This is a genomic window from Shewanella basaltis (assembly GCF_023283885.1).
Taxonomy (GTDB): Bacteria; Pseudomonadota; Gammaproteobacteria; order Enterobacterales; family Shewanellaceae; genus Shewanella; species Shewanella basaltis.
On the sequence record NZ_JAKILA010000005.1, the window covers coordinates 40,198 to 52,237 of the forward strand.

The 12,040-nt window shown below is 40.7% G+C and carries 14 protein-coding genes; 4 read left to right on the forward strand and 10 right to left on the reverse strand.

Going from position 1 to position 12,040, the window contains the following annotated elements; translation table 11 throughout:
• The first annotated feature begins 119 nt into the window (after window positions 1-119).
• The gene (locus L2703_RS05415) at window positions 120-1,289 is read left to right on the forward strand and encodes a GNAT family N-acetyltransferase (RefSeq protein ID WP_248970242.1); all 1,170 of its coding nucleotides are present in this window, start codon (window positions 120-122) and stop codon (window positions 1,287-1,289) included.
• Between the two features lie 31 nt (window positions 1,290-1,320).
• On the opposite strand, the gene L2703_RS05420 is transcribed toward L2703_RS05415, so the two are convergent.
• From L2703_RS05420 to L2703_RS05430, 3 genes are all read right to left on the reverse strand, one after another.
• Window positions 1,321-1,938 carry a LysE family translocator gene (locus L2703_RS05420; RefSeq protein ID WP_248970108.1) on the reverse strand — a complete coding sequence of 206 codons (618 nt, stop codon included), beginning with the start codon at window positions 1,936-1,938 and terminating at the stop codon, window positions 1,321-1,323.
• Window positions 1,939-2,041: 103 nt separating this feature from the next.
• A complete protein-coding gene (gene hppD / locus L2703_RS05425; protein ID WP_248970109.1) occupies window positions 2,042-3,082 on the reverse strand; it encodes a 4-hydroxyphenylpyruvate dioxygenase in 1,041 nt (346 codons plus the stop codon).
• Between the two features lie 68 nt (window positions 3,083-3,150).
• On the reverse strand, window positions 3,151-4,311 hold the full coding sequence (locus L2703_RS05430) for a homogentisate 1,2-dioxygenase (protein ID WP_248970110.1): 1,161 nt from the start codon (window positions 4,309-4,311) through the stop codon (window positions 3,151-3,153).
• Between the two features lie 218 nt (window positions 4,312-4,529).
• Between L2703_RS05430 and L2703_RS05435 the strand changes: the two genes are divergently transcribed.
• Both L2703_RS05435 and L2703_RS05440 read left to right on the forward strand, forming a co-directional pair.
• Complete coding sequence (locus L2703_RS05435) at window positions 4,530-5,456, forward strand: LysR family transcriptional regulator (RefSeq protein WP_248970111.1); 927 nt, start codon at window positions 4,530-4,532, stop codon at window positions 5,454-5,456.
• Window positions 5,457-5,600: 144 nt separating this feature from the next.
• Window positions 5,601-6,389, forward strand: coding sequence for a TIGR00266 family protein (locus tag L2703_RS05440; RefSeq protein ID WP_248970112.1), 789 nt, complete (start codon window positions 5,601-5,603; stop codon window positions 6,387-6,389).
• Between the two features lie 76 nt (window positions 6,390-6,465).
• Here L2703_RS05440 and L2703_RS05445 read toward each other — a convergent pair whose 3' ends face one another.
• Window positions 6,466-6,927 carry an EVE domain-containing protein gene (locus L2703_RS05445; protein ID WP_248970113.1) on the reverse strand — a complete coding sequence of 154 codons (462 nt, stop codon included), beginning with the start codon at window positions 6,925-6,927 and terminating at the stop codon, window positions 6,466-6,468.
• 97 nt (window positions 6,928-7,024) lie between these two features.
• Window positions 7,025-7,435, reverse strand: coding sequence for a YccF domain-containing protein (locus L2703_RS05450; RefSeq protein WP_248970114.1), 411 nt, complete (start codon window positions 7,433-7,435; stop codon window positions 7,025-7,027).
• A gap of 196 nt (window positions 7,436-7,631) precedes the next feature.
• On the opposite strand from L2703_RS05450, the gene L2703_RS05455 reads away from it, so the two are divergent.
• Window positions 7,632-8,624: a 1-aminocyclopropane-1-carboxylate deaminase/D-cysteine desulfhydrase gene (locus L2703_RS05455; RefSeq protein WP_248970115.1), complete on the forward strand. Its 993-nt coding sequence runs from the start codon at window positions 7,632-7,634 to the stop codon at window positions 8,622-8,624.
• Between the two features lie 162 nt (window positions 8,625-8,786).
• Here L2703_RS05455 and L2703_RS05460 read toward each other — a convergent pair whose 3' ends face one another.
• The 5 genes from L2703_RS05460 to L2703_RS05480 all read right to left on the reverse strand — a co-directional run bounded on the left by L2703_RS05460 (window position 8,787) and on the right by L2703_RS05480 (window position 11,996).
• The gene (locus L2703_RS05460) at window positions 8,787-8,960 is read right to left on the reverse strand and encodes a hypothetical protein (RefSeq protein WP_248970116.1); all 174 of its coding nucleotides are present in this window, start codon (window positions 8,958-8,960) and stop codon (window positions 8,787-8,789) included.
• 556 nt (window positions 8,961-9,516) lie between these two features.
• The gene (locus L2703_RS05465) at window positions 9,517-10,209 is read right to left on the reverse strand and encodes a ChrR family anti-sigma-E factor (RefSeq protein WP_248970117.1); all 693 of its coding nucleotides are present in this window, start codon (window positions 10,207-10,209) and stop codon (window positions 9,517-9,519) included.
• Entirely contained in the window at window positions 10,202-10,864 is a 663-nt protein-coding gene (locus L2703_RS05470) for a sigma-70 family RNA polymerase sigma factor (RefSeq protein ID WP_248970118.1), read from the reverse strand. The genes L2703_RS05465 and L2703_RS05470 overlap by 8 nt, the downstream gene beginning before the upstream one ends.
• Window positions 10,865-11,007: 143 nt before the next feature.
• Complete coding sequence (locus L2703_RS05475; RefSeq protein ID WP_248970119.1) at window positions 11,008-11,598, reverse strand: LON peptidase substrate-binding domain-containing protein; 591 nt, start codon at window positions 11,596-11,598, stop codon at window positions 11,008-11,010.
• 257 nt (window positions 11,599-11,855) lie between these two features.
• Window positions 11,856-11,996, reverse strand: a complete 141-nt coding sequence (locus L2703_RS05480; RefSeq protein WP_248970120.1) for a hypothetical protein — start codon at window positions 11,994-11,996, stop codon at window positions 11,856-11,858.
• Between the last annotated feature and the right edge of the window lie 44 nt (window positions 11,997-12,040).

Below are 12,040 nucleotides of genomic sequence, written 5' to 3' on the forward strand. Positions count from 1 at the left end.
CAATCCTTGGTGTTTATTTATTTGATTATGTTGTAGAACATGCCACATGATGGCGACAATTGGTATGAGATTTTAACTAGAACAATTTAGTCTTTACAGGTGGGCAGTCAGTGGAACAAATGAAAGCAGCAGTTTATCAATTCAGATTTGTGAATACTATTAGCGAGATAAAAAAATCTGACTGGAATGCTTTCTTTGGCATTTCTCATCCATTTACTCGTCATGAATATTTATCCGCATTAGAATTAAGCCACTGTGTTAGCCCCAACACGGGCTGGCAACCACAGCATTTAGTCGTGAGCCAGGGTGATACCTTGATTGGTTTGATGCCGATGTATATTAAAACTCACTCATGGGGAGAATATGTGTTTGACTGGGCTTGGGCTGAGGCATTTGAGCGTAATCAATTAGAGTATTACCCTAAAATTGTCACGAGTATTCCATTTACCCCCACCACTGGACAGCGTATTGGCTTTGCGCCTTTTCTTAGCGAAAATGAAAAACAAGATGTCATTAACCAAGTAGGCCAGTTTATTCGCCAACAGCTTGTTGATCGCCATTGGTCATCTTGGCACGGTTTGTTCAATTTGCAGTCACAACATAACATGTGGCTAAACTCTTCTGTTATCTCGCGTTTGGGGTGTCAATTCCATTGGCATAATCATGGCTATAGCGATTTTAATGATTTTCTTGGCAATATGAGTTCGAGAAAACGCAAAAATATCCTTAAAGAACGAGCCCAAATTCAGCAGGCACAATTACGATTTACTTTTGTTGAGGGAAATAAAGCCAGCCCCGAGCAGTGGCAAGGGTTTGTGCAATGTTATCAACGCACATATTTAAAGCGTTCTGGCCATCAAGGGTATTTGTCGGCTGACTTCTTTTTATTAGTCGCTGCGACGATGGGGGAGTCTATTCGCTTGTTATTGGTTGAGAATAGTCAAAATCAACTTGTGGCCTCTGCGCTTTATTTTATCTCAGATAGTCATTTATATGGTCGTTATTGGGGGGCGTTAACCGAGTATGATGGTTTGCACTTTGAGGCTTGTTATTATCAGGGGATCGAGTATGCCATTGCCAATCAGTTAAGTGTATTTGATGCCGGTGCCCAAGGTGAACATAAAGTGGCCAGAGGGTTTTATCCGGTTTTGACCTATTCAAGTCATATTATTCAGCATCAAGGCTTTGGTGATGCAATTGCTGATTTTTGTGAGCAGGAACAGCACCATATAGGGCTTTATATGCAGCAGATGACAGCGCAATTGCCTTATAAAACAACGTGCCAATAACCGCGGTTTTTATTGCTGACAAAGTCCAATACTAATCAAGCGCAAGCCACACCCCCACAAGCATCATTAAGCTGCCGGCTATACGGTTCATCCAGCGGATATTATCGCCGCGGCTTAAAAACAAGCGTAAACTTTTACCGCCACTGGCATAGGCTAGCATTGATAGGCTTTCGGTTAGCATTATAATGCTTAATAGCACTGCAAGTTGCGGCCCCACCGGTTTGTCAACATTGATAAACGGTGGCAGTAACGAAATCATAAATGCCCACCCTTTAGGATTAGCAATGGCGGTGATAAACCCTTGGCTGATTAAGCTGACTCGGCGGGTACTGACTTGCGTGCTGTCAATGACCGCCATTTTGCCTTTGGCGCGCCACATATTAATGCCGATATACATTAAATAGGCGCCGCCAACCCATTTTAATAAATCAAATATTTGGGGGTAATTGAGCATAATGCTGGCAACACCAAGTACTGCAGCAATGGCAACCAGTGCAACGCCAACAAGCTCACCGAGCATCATCCATAATGTTTTACGTACCCCAATGCTCATGCCTAAAGTCATGGCCAGTGTCATGCACATACCAGGAGTAATAGAAACAAAAAAGAACGTGGGAATAAACACGGCAAGTAAGGCGTAATCTGGCATAGTATGAGTCTTAGATAAACGATATAGAGCGCAGAGTGTAATGACCTAACATGATAAAAACCAGCACTTTGCTGGTTTTTATGTCTCAAAATATACCGATTGGTTACAACACACCTCGTTTCATTTGATCGCGTTCAATGGACTCAAATAACGCTTTAAAATTACCTTCACCAAAGCCTAGGTTATTTTTACGTTGAATGATTTCAATAAAAATAGGGCCAAATAAGTTTTTAGTGAAAATTTGCAGCAAATAACCGTCTTCATCGCCATCGACTAAAATTTGATGATGCTTAATACGTTCACGATTTTCAGTCACTTGTGGTAGTTTCTCGAAAATGGTGTCGTAATATTCAGGAATAATATCTAACGTTTGGATTGATGTGCCTTCCATTGCATCTAATGAAGCAACAATATCACGGCTTCTAAAGGCTAAATGTTGTACGCCAGGGCCGTTATATTCACCTAAATATTCATCAATTTGGTTGTTGTTATTGCCTTTACCTTCGTTGATTGGGATACAAAAGCTGCCATCTGGTGAACGTAATGCATAAGACACAAGTGCAGTTTGCACGCCGCTAATGTCAAAGTAACGAACTTCAGTAAAACCAAAGATATCTTTATAAAAGTTAGCCCATTTTTCCATGGTGCCTTTGTAGACATTGTTGGTTAAGTGATCAACTTCCATAAAGCCTTTTTCGGGCGTGACAACCGGTTGGTCTAAATCGATAAAGTCAGTTTGATAGATATTGTTTTGCTCACCAAAGGTGTCGATGAAATAAATTAAGCTGTCGCCAATACCATAAATTGCCGGGTAGGACATGTCCTTGTTTGCATCATCAGCGGGTTTAGCACCACGATTAACTGCTTCTGTAAAGGCAAACTGAGCATCTTCTACACGCCAGCCCATTGAGCAAATTGCCGGACCATGGGATTTAGCAAACTCAGCAGAAAAGCCAGTGCGACCTTTATTGAGCAAAAAGTTAATGTCGTTTTGTTTGTAGTAGACGATGTCGTTATTTTTGGCTTTTTTTAACATCGAAAATCCAAAATCAATAAAGACTTGGTGCATATATTCAGTGTCTGGGCTGGCAAATTCAGTAAATTCGATACCTAAAAGCCCCAGTGGATTAAGTTCGCTAGCCATTTTGTTTTCCTTTATTTTCTGTCAACACGCCATCACTCTTTGGTGACTTGGGTTAGTTAAATTACATCTTAGTTTTCTAACCAAGAACGGTTGTAGTCAGCACTCATGCAATGTTTAACATGGGTGGTTAAATTGAGTGGGGCGAAGGTATCGACCATCACTGCGTATTCGTATGTGTCTGTTTTGCCAATTGAGGCTTCGGTGCGCCCTGGTTGTGGGCCATGGGGGACACCTTTTTGATGCAATGTCATATAGCCTGCTTCAATACCGGTACGACTCATAAAGTCGCCGTCGACGTAATAGAGCACTTCGTCGCTGTCGATGTTGTTGTGGTAATAGGGGGCAGGAATCGACTTAGGATGAAAATCGTATGGGCGTGGCACAAAATTACAAATCACAAAGTTGTGTGCACTAAAGACTAAGTGCTCTGACGGAGGTAAATGAATTTTGCCGACTTTAGGGGCGTATTCAGTAATATTAAACGCCCATGGGTACACACAACCATCCCAACCAACGAGATCAAAAGGATGCCATTGCAGTATCATCTGTTGATAACGCTCGCCAAATTTACACACTAAGGCAAATTCACCTTTTTCAACAACTGCTTCTGTTAATGTCGGCGTACGAATATCGCGCTCACAATAGGGCGCAGACTCGAGCATTTGGCCGTATTCATTTCTAAAATGTTTTGGGACTTCTACCATTGATGCTGACTCGATCACAAACAAGCGCACGTTTTGGTAATCATTAAAGGTTAATTGATAAGTGGTGCCGCGCGGAATGATCAGGTAATCCCATTTTTGAGTGTTAATGACACCGTATTCGCTTAATAACTGACCTTCACCCTCGTGGATAAAGATGACTTCGTCAGCATAGGCATTGCGATAAAACTCAGTTGTTGGTTCAGTTACTTTAGCGGTATACATGGCAACATCATGATTAAAAAATATTTTATTGCGGGCGCTAAAAAAATTGCCTTGGCAATCTGCTTGGCGTGAGTCGAGCTTGTAATTTTGGATCAGTGGATCATGCCATTGTTCGCCATGACCTAATGCATAGGGCTGAACATCTATCGCTTTTGTGGGCATGTTATGGTGATATTTGTTGGAATAGATATTTGAAAAACCGTGAGTTGAGAACAGTTCTTCACGATAAAGCTCACCATTGTCTTTTTCGAAGGCAATGTGGCGCTTAGTCGGGATTTGGCCTTGCTTAACATAGAATGGCATTGAATATTCCTGTGATGTATCGGCTGTCTGCTGCGCGGCGATATGTTGATTTTTGTTATGGCCTAAACGCACTTGGCAAACCAATGTGTGATCTTATTAACAATTTAGTGGTAAAGATCCACAAAAAAAAGAATAATAAAAAGCTTAACTTAATCGAATTATTAGATGGTCTTGTTATCTTTACATAAGTGTATTGATAACAAGACACTGGAGCTGTCATGCGGATTGATATTGATGCCTTTAATGTGCTGCAAGTTCTTGTTGAAGAAGGCAGTTTTTCTAAAGCATCTGAACGTTTACATAAAGCTCAGTCGGCGGTGAGCTATCAAGTTAAAAAACTAGAACAGCATTTAGGGGTCACGTTATTTAATCGCGACCACTACCGCGCGGAGTTAACAGCAGAAGGAAAGGTGATATTGGCTGAAGGCCAGCGTTTATTGCAGCATTTAGCAAACATAGAACATCTTGCTAGCAGATTCAGCCAAGGCTGGGAGCCAAAGCTTGAGCTAGTTATTGATGGCGCTTTACCTATGGAGCCAATCATGAGCGCCTTAAAACGAATGTCAGAGCATAATATTCCCACTAAAATTCAATTGAATATGGAGTTTTTAGGTGGAGTACAACATCGATTTGAACGCGATCAAGCCGATTTAATGTTAGTTAAAGACTACCGTACAGGGCCATCTTACCATCCGAAGCCACTACCTACGGTTACCAGTGTGCTGGTGGCTTCACCTATGCACCCTTTAAGTCAATCACGCAGTATCAGTCTGCCTGAACTGCAGCAACATGTTGAGCTGACAATTGAAGATTCATCGCCAGGTAAACGTGCACGTGATGAGATGCAATTTGGTGGCGATAAGGTGTTTTATCTTTCTGGTTTTATCATGAAAAAAAATGCGCTGTTAAAAGGCTTAGGTTTTGGTTGGATGCCTGACTTTTTAATTACGGAAGAACTTGCTAACGGTCAGCTAACCCCTATTGATTTTATTGGCGGTAATCGCTTTAGTTTCACGCCACAATTAGTGTCTACACTAGAGCGGCCTTTAGGCCGAGCAGGGCAGTTATTTACTGAACTTATTTTACAAGAGTTTGCTCTGTATCAGGAGCAACAAAGCGGTGTGAGTGGGGCAGGTTTAGGCTAAAGGGTGATTGAGAATACACAACACAGGTCAGACATATTATGTCACAAAGTTAACATGGGCAAATCAGCGACTCCTTGCTAACCTAAGTTAATGAGGTCGTAAAGATGTCAAATACCGGGTTTATTCATTTTAAAGGAGCAAAAAATGATCAGAAAATGCCACGAAGTCGACTATGAAATTATTGGCACTAGCATGCAATTGGTTGAAATAGAGCTAGACCCCAATGAAGCTGTAGTTGCTGAGGCTGGAGCCATGACATACCTTGAAGAGGATATTTCATTTGAAGCCAAAATGGGCGATGGTTCTGAACCTGAGTCAGGCTTTTTTGGTAAGTTATGGGGCGCGGGAAAACGTGCAATTTCAGGTGAAGGGATTTTTATGACGCACTTTACTAATGAAGGGCATCAAAAACGTAAAGTCGCATTTTCAGCACCGTTTCCAGGTACCATTTTAGCGATTGACCTTGCTGAACATCAAGGGGAACTTATTTGCCAAAAAGACAGCTTTTTAGCTGCAGCATTAGGCACCCAAGTTACCATGACATTTAACAAACGACTTGGTGTGGGCTTTTTTGGCGGAGAAGGTTTTATTTTGCAAAGCCTTAAAGGCGATGGCATGGTTTTTGTGCATGCGGGTGGCACGTTAATTAAAAAAGAACTACGCGGCGAAACCTTACGGGTTGATACCGGCTGTTTGGTGGGCTTCACACCTGGCATCGATTATGACATAGAGCGTGCAGGTTCATTAAAATCTATGGTGTTTGGTGGAGAGGGATTATTTCTCGCGACATTGAAAGGCCATGGTACGGTATGGCTACAAAGTTTACCGTTTTCCCGTATGGCTGATCGTATTATTGCTCACGCCCCGTCGAGTGGTGGTAAAGATCAAGGAGAAGGTTCTGTGCTAGGTGGTATAGGACGTATGATTAATTAATGCGTAATGGTTAAGCTATGGTTTGCTAGCAAAAGGTGACTTGATTAAGTCACCTTTTTTACGCCATGCTTATTGATTATTGGCCGAGCGAAACAATATGGCAAAACTCCTCAGCGGTGACAGGTTGAACACTTAACCGCGCACCTTTGGTGACCAATACCATGTCCCGTAAAACAGGGTCACTCTTGAGTTGCTGTAAACTGACGATATGATTGAGTTTTGCCGTAAATTGAATATCCACTTGCCACCAACGTGGTTTACTAGGATCTGACTTTGGGTCAAAATAGCGAGATTGAGGGTCCAATGCCGTGTCATCACGTTGTGGTTGGCTAACCACAGTGGCTATACCTACAACACCAGGCACTTTACAGCTAGAATGATAAAACAACACGCTGTCACCGGTATTCATCTCATCGCGAATAAAATTGCGAGCTTGATAATTTCGGATCCCTTGCCATGACATGGTTTGTTGCGGGCTATGCTGTAAATCATCAATGCTGATGTCATCGGGTTCGGACTTCATTAACCAATATTTCATGTATGACTCTTTTATAAACAATACTGTGGTTTATATTATCATTCGCAAAGGAAAAAGCCGACAACATGCTGTTATCGGCTCTCGAGTCGACGTGAGTTTATACTGGTTTGGTTACGACGGTTTGGCCTATTGGGGTTAGGCTCAACAGTGCCAATTTTATGTGCTGGATCGCAAATGGAATACCAATAATCGTCACAAAGCAGGCCAGCGCATGGGCTAAATGACCAATCGCTAACCAAATACCAAAGAACAGGAACCAAATAACATTTCCGATCAACCCTAAACTGCCTGTGCCAAGATCTTCATGACCTGTTAAGTGTTTACGATTGACACTTTCTTGGCCAAATGGCCAAAACGCCATTTCACCAATTACAAAACACGCACGCCCAAATGGAATGCCAATAATGCTGATAAAACATAAGAGTCCGGCAAGCCACCACGCCAAGCCCATTATAAAACCGCCTAATACAAACCAAGCAATATTAAACAATAAACGTAAAAGAGACATTTTTAATCCTTTTTAATAGCCAATATGACAAAGATATAGCCATTTTTGTGCCACATTTTTATCTTTATGATATTAATGGTTTTTTATTTGTTTGTTTGCGGTTTAACAAGACAAACTGAGTCATTAATAAAATCTATCGGTGAGTTTTATCATTTTTTAGTTAAAATGCTCACACTAAGCAATCTTGAGGTTTAACATGTTTACGCCTAGCCCTGTACACGAAATGATATTTGAGCAAAAACGTATTTATGTAAAACGTGATGATTTATTACATGCCGATTTTAGTGGCAACAAGGCGCGTAAATTTCATTATTTTTTGTCTCATGACTTTTCACCGGTAACACAATTAGTGGCTAGCGGCTCTGCACAGGCTAATTCGTTATATTCTTTGTCTGTATTGGCAAAACAACGTGGCTGGCAATGTGATTATTATGTCAGTCATCTTAATCAGCATCTGATTAATCACCCACAAGGCAACTATGCAGCGGCGTTAGCTAATGGCACTCGGATTATTGATATCAGCCAATTAAGTCTTGCTGAGCAATATAAAGGTAAGCACTTAGATGAGGTGATGGAGCATATTGTTGCACAACATTATCAGAACAACGCGTCTGTATTGCATATTCCTGAAGGAGGGCGTTGTGGTTATGCTGAATTTGGTTTAAGTTTTTTGGCCGCTGAAATTATTGATTGGGTTATTACTAACAACAAAAAAAATCTGGCTGTATTTTTACCATCGGGAACCGGCACAACAGCAGCTTATTTAAGTAAACAACTTAAACTACAGTTACCTAAAAAATTATCACAGCGTTTTACCGGGCCGCATAATGCATGTTCTGAGAATGTGAATATTGAAGTATTAACATGCAGCACTGTTGGGGGGGATGACTATTTATTAAAGCAATTTTCTTCATTAATTGACCAAGTTTATTTTCCGCGAGTGTTGAATGATGGTCATAAATATCATTTTGGCAAATTAACGCAACGTTGCTTTGATATGTGGAAATCGATTTGTTCACAAGGGATAGAATTTGAGCTTGTGTATGACCCGGTTGGTTTTTTAGTACTAAAAGCGTTTTTAGCGAGTAATCCACAGTGGCAGGGAGATATTTTGTATTTACATCAAGGTGGTGTGCTGGGTAATCAGAGTATGTTATCAAGATACCAACGCAAATTTGGTTGTGATTAGCTGACTCATGAATGTGTAAAATGTTGTGACAAATAGGTGAGTTGATAAGTGAGATAATTCATTTTGCTCTGTTTTAATAAACATCGGTAAGTGAGAGGAGAATACCGAGAAATGAGTTTATTAAATAACAGAGCAAATGATTAACGCTGAGCGTTAGGAGTATTACTTATTTGCAGAGATTAACCATTTCATGAAGTTTAATGCTTCAGTACGTTTTGAAAAGGTTTTTTTGTTTTTACCTAGGCTGTCGGTAAAAGCAATTGAGTTTTTGTTTGATGAAATTGAATTAACCGGAAAGCTAACTGAAATTTCGTGACCGTTGATGTTGTATGACATATGCCACACTCCTTATTTTTGCTAATCACCCTTAGGTGAGATAATTGTTCAATAAAATATCCTTGGCATTTTTAGTGGTGCAAAAGATTAACTTGTCGAGATTTAACTTAACCTATTCTGAACTCACTAATCAAGTGTTGTGATATAAATAATTGATTAAGGTAATAAAACCCAATAATTGTATAAACACGTACACTTAATTTTATAAGTTGAACACAGTTATATTACAAGGGTATGACGTTTACGTGTGTAGCGTGTTGCTAACACAATTGCCATGCCATAAGTAATAACACTGTACAGAAGCTTGTCTTGGGTTTACGAAGGAAGTTGAGCAGACTTACAGGTAGGTACCAAAATTAACAAGATTATCTAAATCTTCGTTGATTCTATACTCACTTTTCTTTTTTAGCAACAACGTTTTTCGAAAATAAGACAAATTACCGCTAACATTAGCTGTAAATGTGCAATTAAGCCCTAAACAGCTAACACAAAACCTGCTACATCCCAGAATATTTAACCGCGACAACAGAGTCATCGCGATTAAATATGGCATTGACTAATAAAGTAAGTCACCAATGGGGTTAAGTAACTTACTGATACCTTTGGTAAAATAAAGCGGTGCATCGACTATGGTGTAACACAAGCAACCTTCAGTTGTTTTGGGCGAATGCTCATGGTCTTGATCGAGCAGCATAAAATCACCTGGTTTGTAGGTGTTGTAACAATCGCTAAACTCACCTGCCAGTAACAAAGTTAATTCTGAACCTTTATGAGTGTGCTCAGGGATTTCTCCATTAGCTGCAATGTGCAGTAGACTTGCTCTTGCCTGAGGTTCTCCAGTGTCTAACCGTAAGCGACTGACTTTACCAATACCTTGCCAAGAAGCATTTATCTGTTTTCTAAACACCCGCGGTAAAACGTAATGTTGGCCTTTGATGGTGACACTGTTATCGCCCGGTACAGTGTTTGGTGCTTGCTCAGCATTATCGTCAGCATCGAGGTTGTCGAGTGTAGAAGACAGAAACTGACCGAGTAGTGAATCAAGGTCTGCTGCGTGTTCGGAAACATGTTGGCTGGCATTGACTTGCTCAAATTGCTGCTCAGACAGGGCAATCGTCATTTGTTCGAGCTGCTGTTGGCAATGAGCACAAAGCTCGGCGTGTGCTGAGATGGCAATAGACATTGACAGCGGGAGCTCACCTTTTGCATGGAGAGACAGCAAATGCTGATCTGGATGGTAATTAATCATAGTGTTTCTCCATAAAGCTTTTTAACTTTTCTAAACCGAGTCTAAGTCTTGACTTAACTGTACCAATTGGGATGTTGAGTTTATCTGCGAGCTCTTGTTGTGTGAGCTCTTGCATATAAATACCTTGTACGACCTGACGTTGTAATGGTGGAAGCTCTTCAACATGTTGCAATAAGCTGGCAGATAATAAAAAATCGTCGTCGTTATTTTCTGCATCGTCAGACTCGAATAGGGGCCAAATATCGTCGCCAAAAGCGTCTTCACGATTGTGTTGGACTTTGCGAAGCATATCGAAGCACTGGTTACGCATGATAGTAAATACCCAAGTGCTAACAGCGGCTTTGTCTGCGTTGTATAGGTGTGCTTTAGTCCAAACCCGTGACATGGTTTCTTGAACCAAGTCCATTGCCAAGCCTTGCTGGCTTAATCGCTGCACACCAAAAGCATTGATTTTGGGAGCGAAGTGCGAAAAAAGTTTGGCAAATGATGTTTTGCAGCGGTTGTTAGCGACTTGCAACATCAAATGAGCCAGCTCATCTGTTAGTGGATTGGGTTCGTCTGAATTCATAGCACCATTTCGTTTAGTAGAAGATCTTAGAGAAAGATTTCCTTTATCATAACGAGTTTGCGTACTTTGTGATTGAATATTTTCCATTTTTTCACTCATATCCAGTAAATCACTATTAAGCATAATGTTTATGCGATGTGTACAGCCGGTAAACAACCGAGTTTTGTTGTTTCTCTGGTTATTGTTATCCAGTACGGGTGATAGACGGAATTAGATCATCAAATAGACAATTATTTTATGATATCGAGCAGAAAAGATTTAGCCAAAAGATGATCATGGTTATTAATGCACTGGTATTTTTGACTTGCAGTTAATGGAATGATCTCTAACCATCTTTGGCATACCCAGCTTATATCATTGAAATCACTTTCGTTGTAATGTGCTAAGTGTTGCGGGTATTGCTGTAATAGTTGCTTTAAGGTCTCACTGAGACGTTTATCTTTTTCTCGCTCAAGTGGCCTAATGTGGGGCTGTGCAGCATTTTGCTCAATAATATGGCTTGGCCACCCCTCAATAAGTGTGACGTCGGCGCGTTTTAATCCATCATGCTCTACATCGATCTGATTGATTTTAAATGTCTGTTTGCCTTGAACGCTAATACCTAGTAAGCCATCGTCTAGGGTTTCAAAGTCAACAATTTGAGTCAGTGTACCGATTGGCATAATGGTCTTTTTATCGTCAGATAGCATACAAAGCCCAAAACCTTGGCCACTTTTGAGCGATTCTGACACTAATCGTTTGTATCGTGCTTCAAAAATTCTCAATTGCGTATACCCCTGTGGGAGTAAGCAAATGGGTAAAGGAAAAATTGGGATTATCATTACAGCCTCAGTATTATTTAACACAGTGTATCTGTTTTAATATACGCCAAGATTGACTTTATCGATCATCTTGAAGCACCCAAATCAGCTTGTCTTCATTTATCGAAAGTGCATTAAGCTTTTTGAGGACTGTTGTTTTACTGCCGCAGTGATGATCGGGGGTTGAGTCAGTGTATAAGCCTTGAAAATTTTGTATGATGTTATGGTGTTGCTAAGCGCCATATAAGGGCCTAAAGAAAGACGCTTTTAGTCATCCATTATCGGTCATCGTCTATAACATCCGCTTTACCTTCAGCGCTGTCCCATTGCTGTTTAACCTGTTTAAACCCGTTATTGATGATAACCACTTTATCATTGTCGATAGTATTGTGCGGTGACATTTGACCTGTTGCGCTCAAATGAGTGATCCAAACACGCTATTGGGCTTCCTGTGCCAAGCAAG